This window comes from Arthrobacter gengyunqii (genome assembly GCF_023022985.1).
In the GTDB taxonomy this organism is placed as follows: Bacteria; Actinomycetota; Actinomycetes; order Actinomycetales; family Micrococcaceae; genus Arthrobacter_B; species Arthrobacter_B gengyunqii.
On record NZ_CP095461.1, the window covers coordinates 253,129 to 268,870 of the forward strand.

At 65.9% G+C, this 15,742-nt stretch carries 16 protein-coding genes; 12 read left to right on the forward strand and 4 right to left on the reverse strand.

The window, feature by feature from the left end; translation table 11 throughout:
* Window positions 1-96: 96 nt before the first annotated feature.
* Together MUG94_RS01285 and MUG94_RS01290 are read left to right on the forward strand one after the other, a co-directional pair.
* Window positions 97-702: a class I SAM-dependent methyltransferase gene (locus MUG94_RS01285; protein ID WP_227909137.1), complete on the forward strand. Its 606-nt coding sequence runs from the start codon at window positions 97-99 to the stop codon at window positions 700-702.
* A gap of 85 nt (window positions 703-787) precedes the next feature.
* The gene (locus tag MUG94_RS01290; RefSeq protein WP_227909136.1) at window positions 788-1,585 is read left to right on the forward strand and encodes an SDR family NAD(P)-dependent oxidoreductase; all 798 of its coding nucleotides are present in this window, start codon (window positions 788-790) and stop codon (window positions 1,583-1,585) included.
* Between the two features lie 36 nt (window positions 1,586-1,621).
* Here the strand turns inward: MUG94_RS01290 and MUG94_RS01295 are convergent, their stop codons facing one another.
* Window positions 1,622-3,256, reverse strand: a complete 1,635-nt coding sequence (locus MUG94_RS01295; protein ID WP_423724477.1) for a glycoside hydrolase family 13 protein — start codon at window positions 3,254-3,256, stop codon at window positions 1,622-1,624.
* Between the two features lie 118 nt (window positions 3,257-3,374).
* Window positions 3,375-4,409 carry an isopenicillin N synthase family dioxygenase gene (locus tag MUG94_RS01300; RefSeq protein ID WP_227909134.1) on the reverse strand — a complete coding sequence of 345 codons (1,035 nt, stop codon included), beginning with the start codon at window positions 4,407-4,409 and terminating at the stop codon, window positions 3,375-3,377.
* Between the two features lie 316 nt (window positions 4,410-4,725).
* Between MUG94_RS01300 and MUG94_RS01305 the strand changes: the two genes are divergently transcribed.
* The 4 genes from MUG94_RS01305 to MUG94_RS01320 are packed head-to-tail and all read left to right on the forward strand — an operon-like array spanning window position 4,726 to window position 9,308.
* Window positions 4,726-5,859: an ABC transporter substrate-binding protein gene (locus tag MUG94_RS01305; protein WP_227909133.1), complete on the forward strand. Its 1,134-nt coding sequence runs from the start codon at window positions 4,726-4,728 to the stop codon at window positions 5,857-5,859.
* On the forward strand, window positions 5,840-6,949 hold the full coding sequence (locus tag MUG94_RS01310) for a FecCD family ABC transporter permease (RefSeq protein WP_227892497.1): 1,110 nt from the start codon (window positions 5,840-5,842) through the stop codon (window positions 6,947-6,949). Before MUG94_RS01305 ends, MUG94_RS01310 begins: the two co-directional genes overlap by 20 nt.
* Window positions 6,946-7,881 carry an ABC transporter ATP-binding protein gene (locus MUG94_RS01315; RefSeq protein ID WP_227909132.1) on the forward strand — a complete coding sequence of 312 codons (936 nt, stop codon included), beginning with the start codon at window positions 6,946-6,948 and terminating at the stop codon, window positions 7,879-7,881. The genes MUG94_RS01310 and MUG94_RS01315 overlap by 4 nt, the downstream gene beginning before the upstream one ends.
* Window positions 7,878-9,308: a hypothetical protein gene (locus tag MUG94_RS01320; protein ID WP_227909131.1), complete on the forward strand. Its 1,431-nt coding sequence runs from the start codon at window positions 7,878-7,880 to the stop codon at window positions 9,306-9,308. The genes MUG94_RS01315 and MUG94_RS01320 overlap by 4 nt, the downstream gene beginning before the upstream one ends.
* Before the next feature lie 226 nt (window positions 9,309-9,534).
* Here MUG94_RS01320 and MUG94_RS01325 read toward each other — a convergent pair whose 3' ends face one another.
* On the reverse strand, window positions 9,535-10,131 hold the full coding sequence (locus MUG94_RS01325) for a LysE/ArgO family amino acid transporter (protein WP_227909130.1): 597 nt from the start codon (window positions 10,129-10,131) through the stop codon (window positions 9,535-9,537).
* Between the two features lie 69 nt (window positions 10,132-10,200).
* Between MUG94_RS01325 and MUG94_RS01330 the strand changes: the two genes are divergently transcribed.
* The gene (locus tag MUG94_RS01330; RefSeq protein WP_227909129.1) at window positions 10,201-11,070 is read left to right on the forward strand and encodes a LysR family transcriptional regulator ArgP; all 870 of its coding nucleotides are present in this window, start codon (window positions 10,201-10,203) and stop codon (window positions 11,068-11,070) included.
* A gap of 13 nt (window positions 11,071-11,083) precedes the next feature.
* Here the strand turns inward: MUG94_RS01330 and MUG94_RS01335 are convergent, their stop codons facing one another.
* Complete coding sequence (locus tag MUG94_RS01335; protein WP_227909128.1) at window positions 11,084-11,977, reverse strand: hypothetical protein; 894 nt, start codon at window positions 11,975-11,977, stop codon at window positions 11,084-11,086.
* A 188-nt stretch (window positions 11,978-12,165) separates the two neighbouring features.
* Here MUG94_RS01335 and MUG94_RS01340 point away from each other — a divergent pair, with 188 nt between their 5' ends.
* From MUG94_RS01340 to MUG94_RS01360, 5 genes are all read left to right on the forward strand, one after another.
* Window positions 12,166-12,465 carry a type II toxin-antitoxin system VapB family antitoxin gene (locus MUG94_RS01340; RefSeq protein WP_227892491.1) on the forward strand — a complete coding sequence of 100 codons (300 nt, stop codon included), beginning with the start codon at window positions 12,166-12,168 and terminating at the stop codon, window positions 12,463-12,465.
* Complete coding sequence (locus MUG94_RS01345) at window positions 12,458-13,147, forward strand: LytR C-terminal domain-containing protein (protein ID WP_227909127.1); 690 nt, start codon at window positions 12,458-12,460, stop codon at window positions 13,145-13,147. Before MUG94_RS01340 ends, MUG94_RS01345 begins: the two co-directional genes overlap by 8 nt.
* 2 nt (window positions 13,148-13,149) lie before the next feature.
* Window positions 13,150-13,578 (forward strand): hypothetical protein, encoded by a 429-nt coding sequence (locus MUG94_RS01350; RefSeq protein WP_227909126.1) that lies wholly within the window; start codon window positions 13,150-13,152, stop codon window positions 13,576-13,578.
* A gap of 148 nt (window positions 13,579-13,726) precedes the next feature.
* Window positions 13,727-14,746: a VOC family protein gene (locus tag MUG94_RS01355; RefSeq protein ID WP_227892488.1), complete on the forward strand. Its 1,020-nt coding sequence runs from the start codon at window positions 13,727-13,729 to the stop codon at window positions 14,744-14,746.
* Window positions 14,733-15,737 (forward strand): fumarylacetoacetate hydrolase family protein, encoded by a 1,005-nt coding sequence (locus MUG94_RS01360; protein WP_227909125.1) that lies wholly within the window; start codon window positions 14,733-14,735, stop codon window positions 15,735-15,737. Before MUG94_RS01355 ends, MUG94_RS01360 begins: the two co-directional genes overlap by 14 nt.
* Window positions 15,738-15,742 lie beyond the last annotated feature (5 nt).

The window sequence follows — 15,742 nt, forward strand, 5'->3', positions numbered from 1 at the left end:
ACCTCCCGGGAGGAAAAACAGGCACTGTCCGGTTGGAACAGACGCACCGGCCCCGGAGAGCCAGCACCCTCGTCATCCGCCGCGTAGGCTGGAACCGTGCGAAAAGAAACCCTCTGGGAAGCTCAAAAACGGTCATCACCGGGCCACTCTGCCTGGTACATCTCGCGGTTCGCCCAAATGCGCGAGCAGGGCGCGGATCTGCATGGTGAGGCGCGTCTGATCGATGCCATGGTGCCGCGGGGCGCGCGGATCCTGGACGCCGGTTGCGGCCCGGGCCGGGTGGGCGGCGAGCTGGCCGCCCGCGGGCACGACGTCGTCGGCGTCGATATTGATCCGGAACTGATCGAGGCCGCGAAGCAGGATTTCCCGGACCTTCCCTGGCTGGTGGAAGACCTGTCGGAACTGGACCTTCCGGCGGCCGGCATCACCGAGCCCTTCGACGCGATCGTCTGCGCGGGCAACGTGATGGCATTCCTGGCGCCCGGGACCGCCGTCGACGTCCTGACCCGGCTGCGGAACCACCTGGCCGACGGCGGCCGCCTGGTCACCGGGTTCGGCGCCGGCCGCGGCTATGACTTCGGAACCTTCCTCGAGGACGCCGCCGTAGCGGGACTGAAGTGCCAGCAGAAGTTTTCCACCTGGGACCTGCGCCCGTTCGAACCGGATTCCGACTTCCTGGTGGCGGTTTTCGGCCGCGACTGACGCGTTCCACCTTCACTGTGGCGGCGTTCCGGATCCGCCGCTAGCCTTCGGAGAGACCGTTTCAGTTCTCTCGTAAGGGCAGGCCATGGAACTTGTCGGCAACACAGCAATCGTCACCGGCGGGTCAAAGGGCATCGGCTACGCGGTGGCCGGTGCACTCATGGCCCACGGGGCCGACGTCGTGATCACCTCGCGGCACGATAAAGAGGCGGCGAAGGCGGCGGCAACCCTGGAAGCCGCCCATCAGGGCGGGCGCGCCCTTCCGGTGGCCGCGGACGTGACCAGCGCCGCCGACGTCGAACGCCTCTTCGCGCGCGCGGAGGCCAAACTTGCCCCAGTGGCAATCGTGGTGAACAACGCCGGCATCCACTCCTATGAAACCATCGCCCATCTGTCCGAAGACGACTGGAACGGTGTGGTGGACTCCCACCTCAAAGGCACCTTCCTCGGGACCAAAGCGGCTCTGGCGCACATGCGGGCCAGCGGTACGGCCGGAGCGATCATCAATCTCGGCGCGGTGGACGCCGTCGCAACGACGCGCGGCACAGCCCACTACGCGGCAGCGAAGGCCGGCATCGCGAAGTTCACGGAAGTGGCCGCGCTGGAGGCCGGTCGCCACGGCATCCGGGTCAACACGGTGTCGCCGGGGGTGATCGTGACCCCGGAGAACGCCGGGACCTTCAGCCCCGACTTCGAGGCCGCTTGGCACCGCAGCTTCGCCATCGACCGGATGGGCGAGCCGGCAGACGTGGCCAAGGCCGTGGTCTTTTTGGCCTCTGACTATGCCGCCTGGATCACGGGAATCAACCTGCTGGTCGACGGCGGCACCCACCTGCGCGGGCTGCCCGACTATGCGGATTACCTGCTCGGAGGCAACGAGTGAGGGGCATCCGAGGGGGCAGGGTCATAACCGGCAGTGTCAGATCAGCCAGACCGTTGCAGCGCCCGGAAGCATGCCGTCCTGGAGAGGTGAACTGCTCAGCAGCACTTTGCCTGCGGGCAGGTTTGCCGGGGTGGAACCGAAGTTGGTGACGCAGTGCCAGCCGTTGGGCCGGGTGAAGTGCAGCACCTCGGGGGAGGCCGCCGCGATCCACTCGAAGCCCTCCTCGGTCTGCAGTTCGCGGCGAAGTCCGAGGGCGCGCCGGTAAAAGCTGAGGGAAGAGGCGGGGTCCTCTTCCTGGGCTTCGACGGCGTATCCACCGAACCACTCGGGCTGCGGCAAGTGGGCCCCACCGGAGCCAAAGCCGAAGGAACTGCCCTCCATGGTCCAGGGCAGCGGCACGCGGCATCCGTCGCGGCCGATGTCCACGCCCTTGTTGCGGAAGAAGGTGGGATCCTGGCGATGCTCGTCAGCAATGTCGGCCACCTCGTGCAGCCCCAGTTCCTCGCCCTGATACAAGTAGGCGGAGCCCGGCAGTGCCAGCATCAGCTGGGACACGGCACGGGCGCGGCGCTCGCCGAGCGTGTGGTCCAGCACCGGTTCCCTACCGCCGCTCATCAGCCAGGCGGAGCCGTCCTGGCTGTCCGGATCGGCGGGAGCGGAGACGGGCAGGCCGTAGCGGGTGGCATGCCGAACGACGTCGTGGTTTGAAAAGACCCATGTTGACGACGCACCGGAGAGCTTCGCCTCGGCGAGGTTCTTGGTGATGATGTCTCGGAACTGGCCGTGGTTCCAGTCAGCCTTCAGCAGGTCGAAGTTGAAGGCCTGGCCCAATCCTTCGGGGCTGGCATAGCGGGCGCGGCGGTCGGCGTGCACCCAGGCTTCGGCCACGGCGGTACGCGGCGGGGTGTATTCGTTGAACACCCGGCGCCACTCGGCGAACACCTCGTGGACCTCGTCGCGGTCCCAGAACGGGTGCTTGCCGTTGTTGTTGTCATTTTCGGCGCCCAGATCCGCCTTGGATGCGAGCGGCTCAGTCATGTCCTTGGTCAGGGCATGGGCAACATCCACCCGGAAGCCGTCCACGCCCCGGTCGGACCAGAAGCGCAACGTGGTGAGAAAATCATCCCGGACCTCGCGGTTGTCCCAGTTCAGGTCCGGCTGTTCCTTGGCGAAAATGTGCATGTACCACTGGCCGTCTTCGGTCCGTTCCCAGGCCGGGCCGCCAAAGACGGAGTCCCAGTCCGACGGCGGCTCGTCACCGTTGGGGCCCAAGCCGTCGCGGAAGATGTACCGGTTCCGGGCGGCCGATCCCTTCGGGGACGCCAGCGCCTCCTGGAACCAGACGTGGCGGTTGGACGTATGGTTCGGCACAATGTCGGCGATCAGCTTGATGCCGGCCGCGTGGAGGGCCGCAATCATCTCGTCGAAGTCCGCGAGCGTGCCGAGCTTGGGATCGACGTTGCGGTAATCATCCACGTCATAACCGCCGTCCGCCAGCGCCGAGGGATAGAACGGGCTGAGCCAGACGGCGTCGACCCCCAGGGACAACAGGTACGGAATCCTTGACGTGATGCCGGGCAGGTCGCCGATCCCGTCACCGTTGGAATCCGCGAAACTGCGCGGATAGATCTGGTAGACGGCGGCCTGCCGCCACCAGTGCGGATCCTGCATGCGTGCTGCGATGTCTGCAGCGGACTGGACCTGGGGGCTGGCTGTGGAAGTCAAGGAGAAATTCTTTCGGACGGAGTGCGGGCTTTCCGAGATACTACTTGACGGTCCCTGGCCGGCCTTACTTCTTCGCGGCAACCAGCTCCGGGTGATGCAGCTGGGCGACCTGCGGATGTGCGCGGAGCCACCCCTTGAGGACGTTGGAACCGTACGAGGCCAGCATCGGGTTTTCCGGATCATCGGAGATGCCGCGGGACTGCGCCGCCAGCTCCGCGGGAAGTTCCACCGAATCGATGACCGAGTCCAGCCGCGGGGACCAGAAGAACGGGATGGCGTAGCGGTCCACGCCGGGTGCCGGTGCCGTGACCCGGTGAATGGTGGCCGAGAGGTACCCCTGCGTGGCAACCTCAAGCATCTCGCCCAGGTTCACGACGAGGGCACCGTGAATCGGCTCCACCGGAATCCAGGTGTCCGATTCATGCGGCCGTACCTCCAGGCCGCCCACCGAATCCTGCAGCAGCAGGGTCACGAAACCGTAGTCCGCGTGCGACCCGACTCCCTGAGACCCGGCTTCCTTGACCACGCCGCCCACGTAGTGGATGAGCTTGGCCATCCAGGCGGGAGTGCCCTCGAACGGTTCGGTGAAGTGGTCCTCCGGCAGTTCCAGGGACACGGCGATTGCACTGAGCAGCTCGGCACCCACTTCCGACATCAGCTCCGCCCACTCCATCGACTTCTGCCGCAGCTCGGGCAGCACCTCATCGGGGAACAGGTTGGGTCCCTGCACCAGCCAAAACGGCTGATCCTTGGGGTAGTCCGTCACGGACTCGCGTTCCGGGCCGAAGTCCACCTGTTCACGCGCGTCCGGCCGTCCCTGCGTCAGCTCGGTTCCGAGCCGGGTGTACCCGCGGAAGTGCGGAGACTTCCGGTTGTCCAGCTCCAACCGGTCCTCCAGCGGCAGGTCGAAGAAACGTTTGGTGACGTCAAACAGGTCATCCACCTTCGCCTCCCCTTCGCCGTACCCCACCAGCTGGAAGAAGCCGATGCGGTGCGTTGCATCACGAAGCTGGTCAATGAACTCTGCGTTGAATGAACCATCCGCGTTGCGGGCGGTGCTCAGGTCAAGGACGGGAATCGAGGTGGGGATCTCAGTCATAGGGCGAAGCTACCACCGCCGACTGTCAAGTAAGCAGCAAATGTTACGACGGCAGTCCCATACCCCATCCTGACCTGCGCCTTTATTCGGCACTCCGCGGATCGGGGTGTAACACGGCGTCTTGTGGCGACATGATCCGCCGTCGGGCGGTGCAGCGGCAGTCGGAGCCCGTGCCGGGTCGCCGATGTGCAGCAGGCCCACCCGAACGCTCCGAAAGCAATTAGTTCACAAAAATGTGCGCTAATCCATTTCATATGTTCTGATATGTACATAAGTCTTTAGGTATGCCTAACCTACCAACCCGATAGGAACGTCGTTGAGCTCCTCCCACCCTCCCCGCGGAACCACCCGCCGCCATGTTCTCGGCGGTGCCGGCCTGGGCCTTCTTGCCCTGGCCCTTGGCGCCTGCTCCTCCCGTGAAACCGTTGCGGCCGCGGGCGGCGCGGCGGGTTCCGGCGGCTTCACCGTCACCGACATGCGCGGCATAGAGGTCTCCTTCGACGCTCCCGTGCAGCGGATTGCGACGACGGTCATCCCGTCGCCGTCCATGCTCGCCGCAGTGGACGGCGGCTACGGGCGCATTGTGGGCATCAACGAATCGACCCTCCAGGCCAACAAGCAGGGCCTGTTCGGTGAGATGTACCCCGAGTCAAAGAGCACCACCACCATTTCCCCGTCGAGCTTCACGCCCAACATTGAAACCATCACCAAACTGCAGCCCGACGTCGTGTTCCAGTGGGCGGATCAGGGGGACGGGCTCGTGGAACCGCTGGAAAACGCCGGCTTCAAGACGGTCTGTCTGCTCTACGGCACGCAGAAGTACCTGGAGACCTGGGTTTCCCTCTTCTCCACGATCCTCGGCAAGCCGGAGCGCGGCACCGAGATTGTGGACTGGATGCACGCGGAGATTGCCCGTCTGAAGAAGGAACTCTCCGGCGTGAAGACTCCGGTCCGCGTAGTCCACCTGGGCCAGTCCGGCGACGGCTATTCGGCCTCCAACAAGTCCTCCTACATGCACTACTGGATGGAACTGGCCGGCGGGAGGAACATGGCGGCCGACAACATGTCAGCGGAAAACGTGGTCAGCGCAGAACAGCTCATCACCTGGGATCCGGAGATCATCACGCTGGGCGGTTTTGACGCCCGCACCCCCGCGGAGGTCTACGCCGACAAGTCGCTGGCCTCGGTTTCCGCCGTGCGCAACCGCCGCGTCTACAAGGCTCCGCTGGGCGGCTACCGCTGGGAAGTTCCCTGCGCCGAATCTCCGCTGATGTGGCAGTGGGCAGCCGAGCTTTACCACCCGCAGCTCACGGGCCACACGCTGCGCGCCGCGATGGCCGAGAAGATCGCCTACCTGTACAACTACGAGATTTCCGAGGCTCAGATCGACGCCGCGCTCCGGCTGGAACTCAACAGTGAAAGCGCCGGCTATGACGTCTTCCGCGGTTAAGCCCGGCACGACGACGACGGCGGCGGGTTTCGCAGGTTCGCCGGCACGCAGCCGCCGGGTGCCGCTGCTGCTGTGCGTCCTGATTCTCTGCGCCGTCGCCCTGATCTCGATGGCGGCCGGCCGGTACTGGGTGCCGCCGAATGAAATCCTGCGCATCCTGGCCAACGAATCCACTGCGCTCTTTGGGGCAGGCGGCGGCGAAGGGGTCCTGCGCCGCACCTGGACCGAACAGGAGGCCACCGTGGTGCTGGATGTGCGCCTGCCGCGGGTTCTCCTGGCCTTCCTGGTGGGCGGTGCCCTGTCCCTGGGCGGCGCCTGCCTCCAGGCGCTGTTCCGCAATCCGCTCGTCAGCCCGGACATCATCGGCGTCACCGCCGGAGCGTCCTTCGGCGGCGTGCTGGTGCTGACCCTGGGCCTGTCCGGCGGCGCAATGGTGGGCGGTGCCTTCGGCTTCGGCCTGGCCGCACTCGCCGTCGTGCTTCTGCTGGGCCGGCTTGGCGGCAGCGGCGGACCGATGCTGATGATTGTGCTCGGCGGAATTGTGGTGGCGGCGTTCTTCAATGCCTTGGTCTCCTTCATCACCTACACCGCCGACCCGTACTCCGAGCTGCCGTCGATCGTGCACTGGCTGCTGGGCTCCATCGCCGCGGCCGGCTACGACAAGGTGCTCACAGCCCTTGTTCCGATTGCCATCGGTGCGGCCGTGGTCCTGGCCATGCGGTGGCGGCTGAACGTGCTCTCGCTGGGGGACGACGATGCCGCCGCCCTGGGTGTCAATCCGCACCGCTCCCGCGTGGTGCTGCTGTGCGCCGTGGCCCTCATGACCGCCGGCACCGTGGCCGTGGCCGGTGCCGTCGGGTGGGTGGGTCTGGTGGTTCCGCATCTGGCCCGGCTCTGGGTGGGACCGGATCACCGGGTGCTCCTGCCCGCTTCGCTGCTCCTTGGCGGCACCTATCTGATGCTGATCGACACCCTCAGCCGTTCCATGACCAGCAGCGAACTGCCGCTGGGCATTCTCACCGCGGTCATCGGCGCCCCCGTATTTGTGGCGCTGCTGGCCCGTTCCCAGAAAAAAGGCGAGATTTCGTGACCTTCCATTCCGCCCTGACTCCCGCGGCTGCCGCGAATGCCGCGCCCGCCGCAGCTTCGGCCACATCGGAAGAAACCCTGCTGCAGGTCTCCGGACTCGGTTTCCGCTACTCCCGCGTGCGGCCGTGGCTGTTCCGGAACCTGGGGTTCACCCTGGAGCGCGGAGAAATCCTCTCCATCCTCGGCCCCAACGCGCGCGGCAAAACCACGCTGCTCAAATGCCTGTCCGGGCTGCTCACCCCGCGAGAGGGGCAGGTCACCTCTGCGGCCGCCGTCGGCTATGTCCCGCAGGACCACGGTGCAGGCGGTACGTCCTTCACCGTCGCCGAAATGGTGCTCATGGGCCGCAGCCGGCACCTGCGCGCCTACCAGACTCCGCGCCGTGAGGACCATGACGCGGCGGACGCCGCCATGGAACGGGTGGGCGTGGCCGGCTGGGCCAACCGCCCTTACTCCGAGCTTTCCGGCGGGCAGCGCCAGCTGGTCCTCATCGCCCGCGCCGTGGCCTCCGGCTCCGAACTGCTGGTCTTGGACGAACCGGCGTCGGCGCTGGACCTGCACAATCAGTCCCGGGTGCTTGGTGTCCTGGCCGGACTGGCGGCCGACGGCATGGGCGTCATCATGACCACCCACCATCCGGACCACGCCCTGCACGTCTCACGCAACGCCCTGCTTTTTGTCGGCAGCGACGACACCCGCTGGGGGCCCACCGACCAAATGCTGACCAGCTCCGCCCTCTCGGCGGTCTACGGACTGCCCATCTGCACCCCCACCGTCGGCACTGACTCCGGCAACCGCGTGATCGCGGTGCCGGACTTCGGCCCCTCCTGCCGCAAGGACTGCGGCGTGCCCTTTGCCACTGCGCCGTCCGACGCTGCGCCCGTCGCCTCCGCACGCCTCACCTCCGTGCCCCTTCGAAAGGACCTCTCATGATTTTCCGGCTCATCGGCAGCACGCCGATGCGCGGCCAGCGCGACCCCTCCTGGCGCGGAGCGCTGGAAGACATTGACGCCTACGACCTCGACGACGACGCCGCCCGCGCCCGGATCCTTTCCTCCGACGGACTGGTGATCGGCGGCGGTGCAGACCACCTGCTGCTGTGCCGTCACCGCGAAGCGCTCAGCGATTTTGTCCGCTCCGGCGGCCGGGTGCTGGTCAACGCCCAAGTGGTTAAGCCGTTTATTGACGGACTCGCGGTCTGGCGCAAGCTGGAATTCAGCGGCGCGCAGGACGTACACCCGCACGCCGTCACCGCGCATCCGGTCTGGAACGGCGTTGATTACCGGGACCTGCACTACCGCACCGGTGTGCCCGGAACGCACAGCTACGAAAAGCTGACAGAAATCGGAGTTTCCGGTTTCTACGGCCGCGGATACCATCTGGAGCTGCCCGAGGGCGCCACCGTAGTCACCGGCATCGGACAGTATTCGCTGCCGCTGGACTACAGCTACCCGCTGGGCGACGGCGAAGTGCTGGTCCACGGCGGCAACGACCTGGAGAGTTTCAGCGACGACAGGTACTCCACCGGCCGGATCGGTCCCAACCTCGTGGACTGGCTCGAGGGCGGAAGCCGGGGAGCGGAGACGGGCACGGCGCCGTCATCCTCAATTGAGGCCAGTCCGACGGCACGTCATGCCGCCACCCGGCCCGCCTCCGCGCGTCCCGCCGGCACGCAGTCCGCACCCGGTGACACCCCGCGCATCGGACTGCTGCACTGCGGCACCTTCCCGCCGCTGCGCACGCTGGCTGATCCGGCCCTGGCCCCGTACCGGCCGGAGTCCGTCCACCTGCCGGACGCGGATCCGTCGGTGCTCGCCGGCCTGGACGTGATCATTGTGGGGGACCGCCTGCACCAGGGGCAGCTGGGCCGTTTTGCCCCGGCCATCCGTGCCGCACTGCAGGACCCGGCCAAGACCGTGATCGTCCTCGGCGAGAACAAGGTGGAGAACTGGCTCCCCGGCGTCGGCTACACCTTCCGGCCCACCGTGTTCTGGACCTGGCGCACCGGCGAGGACAACGGCACGCGGCTGCGGCTGCCCGAGGACCCGATGTGGGAATTCTTCACGCCGCGGGCGGTGTCCTGGCACCATCACGGGCTGCTCCATCCGCCCGCCGGTGCCCGGTCCCTGGTGGTCATGGAAGAGAACGGCACAGACTCCGGCGCCCTGCTGTATGTGGACGAGGTGAACCAGCCGGCCTGCCTGATGGTGACCACCATGGACCCGGTGTACCACCACGGCTCGGGGTTCATGCCCGGAGCCTCCCAGCTGCTGTACTCACTGCTGCGCTGGGTTACGGCCACGCACGTTCCGAGTCGCCAAGCGTTCGTCTCCGCCGGCGGTAAATCGACCACTTTGTGAGTTTCCCTCCACTTTGGGAAATCCCTGCCGTTTTAAACCGGCAGGGATTTCCCAAAACGGTGGGGATTTCCCAAACCGGAGGGATTCTTCGACCCATCGGCAGGTCCAGCTCAGCTCAGGACCAGCTCAGCACCGGATCAGGCCCAATCCAGCACAGGATCAGGCGCAGCACAGCACCAGCCCCAATCCAGCACAGCTTAGGACCAGCCCCCATCCAGAATGAGCGTCAGCCCAGGGCCAGCCGCACGGCCAGAACCAGCATCACGACGCCGATGAGCAGGTCCAGTATCTGCCAGGTCCGAGGCCGGTTCAGCACGCCGGACAGCGAGCGGGCGCCGTAACCCAGCGCTGTGAACCAGAGGCAACTGCCGACGGCGGCGCCGGCCGCAAAAAGCCAGCGGGCGTCCGGACCGTACTGGTTCGCCAGGCTGCCCAGCAGCACCACCGTATCCAGATAGACATGCGGATTCAGGAAGGTCAGGGCGAGGGTGGTCAGGATGACGGTCCCCCTGGCACGCGGCCCCTGGGCGGTTAAGGCCGAGGGGCGCAGCGCAGAGATCAGCGAGCGGATGCCCCACCAGGCCAAATAGGCGGCCCCGCCCCACCGGAGTATCTCCAGTGCGGCGGGAAAGCGGGCCACCAGTGCGCCAATTCCCGCGGTGCCGCCGAAAATCAGCAGCACGTCACTGACAATGCAGAGCGTGACTACCACCGAGAGGTGCTCGCGCCTCAAACCCTGCCGCAGCACAAAAGCGTTTTGGGCTCCGATAGCCATAATCAGTCCCAGACCGGTGACCAGGCCGGTTGCCGCGATGCTTAACATGTCTTCACCGTAGCCAGCCGCGTTGATTCAATCCAACGAATGATTTTCAGGATGCATTAGCTTTGCTTCATGAACTTTGAGCACTTGAGGGCACTTGCCGCCGTCGTGGACGAGGGTACTTTCGAAGCGGCGGCAGACCGGCTGCACATCAGCCCCTCAGCGGTCAGCCAGCGAATCAAGGCCCTGGAAAACGCGGAGGGTCAGATCATGATCCGCCGCGGCGTGCCGTGCAGCCCCACGGAACCCGGAGCCGTCCTGCTGCGGATGGCCCGGCAGGTGCAACTGCTGGAGGCCGACGCCCGGGAGGCTCTGGGACCCCAGGCATCGGCATTGACCTCCACCCGGCTGGCTGTAAACGCCGATTCCCTGGCCACGTGGTTCCTGCCCGTGCTCGCGGAGGCCGCAGGCTGGGCGGATACCACCCTTGACCTGCATGTTGAGGACCAGGACTACAGCAGCCGCCTGCTGCGGCAGGGCGACGTGATGGGAGCGGTGACGTCGGATCGGACTCCGGCGAATGGCTGCCGGGCAGTGCGGCTGGGAGCAATGCGTTATGTCCCTGCCGCCGCTCCCGGGCTGCGGGACCGGTTTGCCGGTGCAGGCGGCCCGGACTGGGACGCCATGCCGGTGTTGCAGTTCAACGCCAAGGACGACCTGCAGCGCGGTTTCCTTGCCACCCGCTGCAGGGCCGGCGCGCCGCCCATGCACACCGTGCCGTCGTCCGAGGCCTTCGTGGCCGCCGTACGTGCCGGGCTGGGGTGGGGAATGGTGCCGGAACTGCAGGTTGGCTCGGACTTCGACAACGGCAGCCTGGTGCTGCTCGACGCGCGGGATCACCACGACGTCGTACTGTACTGGCAGTTCTGGTCCCTCCAGTCACAGCGCCTGGACCGGCTGACGGCGGCGGTCCGCCGGGCAGCCCGGCAGTTGAGAAGCTAGCTCAGCTGAAGAATTAGCTCACGCCGTCGTCGTCGGTTGCCCTGCCCGCGGCCATGGCCGCCCAGCGGGCAAAGTACGCGCCGCCGGCGTCTTCATGGATGCGGTCCCCGGCGGTCAGCACCGGATAGGGCTTGGCCGGAACTCCGTCGGCCGGGCGGACGTCCACGTGCGCGACGTCGTAACCCAGTGCGTGCAGCTCATCCGCCATCGCGTAGTCCGTGCGGGAATCTCCCACGGTGCGCCAGACTCGGGGAATCTCCGTGCCGGCAGCGTCCAACAGTGCGAGGGCGCGGCGGGCGCCGAGGTCCTTCCCCACGCCCAGCGCTTCAATATCGGTGGAAATGATCGTGGGATCAATGCGGTAGTCAATGGAATCGTCGCTGTCCGGGGCATGGTGATCCAGGCGGCACACGCCCAGATCGAACGTCCCCATCAGCGCCAGTGCGTCAGCGTCGAACTGCTGCTGCTCGGCCAGGTAGTCGGCGTTGGCCACGTCCACGTGCTGTTCGACCGACACCATGGCGCGCTTGGTTTCGTCGTAGAACATGTGACCGCTGTACTTCTCGGCCACCAACTCCCGGACGGCGTCGGCGTAGTTTCGGGGAAGGGCCAGCGTGGAATCAACCTGCGGCTCGCCGGGACCGGAGCCGGTGAAGGAGAACCAGACGGCTCCTTTTTCACAAACGGCGTGCAGCATGGTGTCCGAGGAAAGGCCCGCCGCGATCATCGGGAGCATTACCTGCTCCCGGATGAACTCGTCGGACCGGCCGGTGTTGAAGATGACGGGCCATCCGGCGGTTGCCAGGGCCACGAGATCGGCAATAATTCCGGCGGGCACGGATCGGGTGACCGGGCTGGCCACGGGGCCGTCGACGTCGAGCAGGAGTCCAAAGCGGGAGGAAATCACCGTGCCAGTATTCCACCGTGGCGCAGGTCCCGGAAAACTGTCTGCTGTCCGGCGACGCGGCGCGTTTGTACTGGTGAGAGGTCGGATGGGGTGAAAACGGCTCGTCAGTGGCCTATTTGTAACCGAATGCGAACGCCCCGCCGGGGTGCCCTGTTTCAAAGGGTGCAGATGTTCTTTACTCTGTATTAGTGATCTTCAAAGCTGTTGGCGACGGGCGCCCTTACCCCGACCATGGATACGTAACGCCCAAGGACTGGGCGGCGGTGCCTCCCCGGCAGGTCCGGCTCGATGAGCTGGTCACCACCAAGAGCACCCTTGACCTGGGCGCCCTGCTGGCTGAGGATTCCACCTTCTTCGGAGACCTGTTTCCGCACGTTGTGCAATGGAAGGACACCATGTACCTGGAAGACGGACTGCACCGGGCGGTGCGGACGGCCCTGCACCAGCGGACCATCCTGCATGCCCGCGTCCTGGTGATCGATGACTGACAGGCCCTCCGGTGCGCAGCATCGGAACAGGGCAGCCAAGAGTGACCCCACCGAGTGGCACGGCCACCGGATTGTCACTGAGGACGATCTCGGTGCCGTCTTTGACGCGGAGGCGAATGAAGCGGAGCGGGTGCGGCTGGCCCGCCGGCGGAAGCTGCGGCACCGGATTGTCATTGGCCTGCTTGCGGCCGTGCTGCTGGCCGGGGCGCTGTTTGCCGTCGCAGTCCTGAGGGGATGGATCGTCCTCTCTGAACCCGTGGAAAAGCCGGTGGCCTCCAAGGAATGCCCCGTGGGGCCATTCTCGTATCAACCGCCGGACACCATAACGGTCAACGTGTACAACACGACGCCGACGGCGGGGCTGGCCACGCAGGTTTCCGAAGCCCTGGCTGAACGTGGTTTCCAGAAGGGGACCGTCGGCAACAGCTCGGTCAACCGTCAGGGCATGACCGCCATCATCATCTCCGGACCGGAAGGAGAAGCCGCGGCCTTCACCCTGCAGCAGCAGATTCCGGAAACCCAGTACTCCCAGGACGCCCGAGCCGATGCCACGGTGGACGTGGTTCTGGGGTCCGGGTATACAGCGCTGGTGCCTGCGGAAAACGTTTCGACCACCGCCACCGGGCCGATGAGCTGCCCGTCGATGACCGAGACCGCGGCACCTCCGGCTCCGGCGGGCTAAGCATGAGGCGCACGCCGGAAGAACGAACCCTGATCGGACTGGAGTTCGGTACGGCTGCGGCTGCCCTGGGAGGAGGCATCCTCCTGTCGCTGCGACCGGACGGCGCCTTTTTGCACGCCAGCCCGGCAGTCCTGCGGCGTACTCCGTTTACGGACTGGCGGGTTCCGGGACTTCTTTTGGCCGCCGGTTGCGGCGGCGGTTACCTGCTTGCGGGGCTGCTGACCCTGCGGCGGCACCGGGCCGCACGCCTGGTGTCCATTGCCGCCGGAACCGCGCTGGTTGGGCTGGAAGCGTGGGAAGTGGCGTTCATCGAATACCAGCCGCTGGAGGCAATTTTCGCTGCGGTGGGAGCCGCCGTCGTCGTGCTGGCGCTGCGAAATTTTCCTGCGTCCGACCAGCAGGTCAGCTCCGGAGCAGCTCTGCCCGCTTAGCGGTTCGCGGCCCTGCGCCAATCCGTCGCGCGGGCAGTCAGGCATCTGTTTCATGAATACCTGACATAGGGAATTACGTCTTCTCCAAATATATGATGCGCCTCACAGTTGGACTGAACATCAGCAACTATTGAAGGCGAGTAAGCCCGTGGATCGACTCCTCTCCCATTTGGCACATCTGGAAATCACCAGCCCCGACGTTGACGCCTCGACCCGTTTCTACGTGGAGAAGTTCGGCATGCGGCTGGTTGATTCCATTGACGGTGTTTCCTATCTTCGCTGCTGGGGCGACTACTACCGCTACAGCCTGGTGGTGCGTCCCGGCGCCGAGCCTTCGCTGGCGAACATGGCCTGGCGCACTGCATCCGAAGAGGCACTTGGGGCAGCGGCAGCAAGCATCGAAGCCGCGGGAGTGCAGGGCGAATGGGTTTCGGGCGGACACGCCCACGGCAAGGCCTATCAGTTCACCGGACCTTACGGGCACCCGATGAAGCTGTTCTACGAGGTGGAAAACTACGTGGCGGAGCCGGGTTTCGAGTCGTCCTACCCGGACCGTCCCGAACGCCGCAGCAGCCATGCCGCTGCCCCCCGTTTCCTGGACCATGTCACCATAGCGGCCAGCGACGTGCGCGGTTTCGCCGAGTGGTACAACCGGGCCCTGGGCTTCCGCATCATGGCTTTCACAACTCTGGACGAGGCTCCGATCACCGTCTTCTCGGTCCTCACCACCAACGAAAAGTCTCACGACCTGGGCGTCGTCATGGACACATCGGACTGCGCCGGCCGCGTCAACCACATCGCCTTCTGGGTGGACACCCATGAGGACCTGCTGCGCACGGCGGACGTGTTGATGGAGAACGGGACCGCCATGGAATACGGCCCGTCCATCCACGGTATCGGCGAGCAGAATTTCCTCTACTTCCGGGAACCCAGCGGCCTGCGGGTGGAGCTGAACTCGGGCGGCTACCGGAACTATGTGCCGGACTGGGAGGCGCGGTCATGGAAGCCGTCCCTCGGGTCCAACAACTTCTACCGCAACGGGGCCATGCCGCATTCCATGACGGAGTCCTTCCCGCTGGCGGACGGATTCACGGCCACCGAGGAAGGCGCCTCGGAGGAAATGAAACAGGCGCTGCTCAACCCCTACGCCGAGCATGGCAGGGGCTGAACCGGTGACGTACTCGCTGATCACGTTCACGGATCCGAACACGGGTGAGCCCCGGACCGGGCTGGAGACCGGAGGCCAGGTCCTGCCGCTGACGGACGCCAACCTGGACCTGCCCGGGGACGGCAGCATCACCATGGAGGCCGTGATCGAGCACTGGGACAAGGCGGAACCCCAGCTGGACCTGCTTGCCGAACAATCCTCCACAGAACAATCCTCCGACGCCCCCGGCTGGCTCAACTCCGAAGAGCTGACCGTGCTCGCCCCGCTCCAGCCGCGGCAGGTCCTGCAGGCCGGCGCCAACTATCGCCAGCACGTCATTGATCTGGCCGTGGCGCACCGTGACGGCGGCGGCACCGAGGAGGAGATCCGTGCCCGGATCACTGCCACCATGGACCGGCGGGCCGAGGGTACACCGTACTTTTTCATCGGGCTCCCGACGGCGATGGCCTCCGCCACTGAGGACCTGGTGCTTCCGAGCTACAGCAAAACCCATGACTGGGAACTGGAACTGGCCGCCGTCATCGGCAAACGGGCCTTCCGCGTGAGTCCCGAGGAAGCGCTGGACCATGTCTTCGGTTACACGATGGTCAATGACATCACCACCAGGGAGCTGGTTTTCCGCAAGGACATGCCGGCCATCGGCAGTGATTGGTTCCGTGCCAAGAACGCCCCCGGATTCCTGCCCACCGGGCCTCTGGTACTGCCGGCGAAGTTCGTCGAGGACCCGCAGGACCTGATGGTCACGCTCCGGCTCAATGGCGAGACCATGCAAAAGGAATCGACGGCGGACATGATCTTCACCGTGGCCCAGCTCATTTCACACGCCTCCCAGCAGATGCCGCTGCTGCCCGGGGACCTGATCCTGACCGGCAGCCCGTCCGGCAACGGGGCACACTGGGGCCGCATGCTGCGCGACGGGGACGTCATGGAAGGCACGATCACCGGGCTGGGCACGCAGCTGGTGCACTGCAGGGATGAGGTGGCACCGTGATCGAG

Bases quoted from the DNA above. Each gene is read 5' to 3' on its own strand.
- MUG94_RS01290 (WP_227909136.1), top strand. From the start codon at position 788: ATGGAACTTGTCGGCAACACAGCAATCGTCACCGGCGGGTCAAAGGGC.
- MUG94_RS01295 (WP_423724477.1), bottom strand. From the start codon at position 3,256: ATGCAGGATCCGCACTGGTGGCGGCAGGCCGCCGTCTACCAGATCTAT.
- MUG94_RS01300 (WP_227909134.1), bottom strand. From the start codon at position 4,409: ATGACTGAGATCCCCACCTCGATTCCCGTCCTTGACCTGAGCACCGCC.
- MUG94_RS01310 (WP_227892497.1), top strand. From the start codon at position 5,840: ATGACGTCTTCCGCGGTTAAGCCCGGCACGACGACGACGGCGGCGGGT.
- MUG94_RS01320 (WP_227909131.1), top strand. From the start codon at position 7,878: ATGATTTTCCGGCTCATCGGCAGCACGCCGATGCGCGGCCAGCGCGAC.
- MUG94_RS01325 (WP_227909130.1), bottom strand. From the start codon at position 10,131: ATGTTAAGCATCGCGGCAACCGGCCTGGTCACCGGTCTGGGACTGATT.
- MUG94_RS01330 (WP_227909129.1), top strand. From the start codon at position 10,201: ATGAACTTTGAGCACTTGAGGGCACTTGCCGCCGTCGTGGACGAGGGT.
- MUG94_RS01345 (WP_227909127.1), top strand. From the start codon at position 12,458: ATGACTGACAGGCCCTCCGGTGCGCAGCATCGGAACAGGGCAGCCAAG.
- MUG94_RS01350 (WP_227909126.1), top strand. From the start codon at position 13,150: ATGAGGCGCACGCCGGAAGAACGAACCCTGATCGGACTGGAGTTCGGT.
- MUG94_RS01360 (WP_227909125.1), top strand. From the start codon at position 14,733: ATGGCAGGGGCTGAACCGGTGACGTACTCGCTGATCACGTTCACGGAT.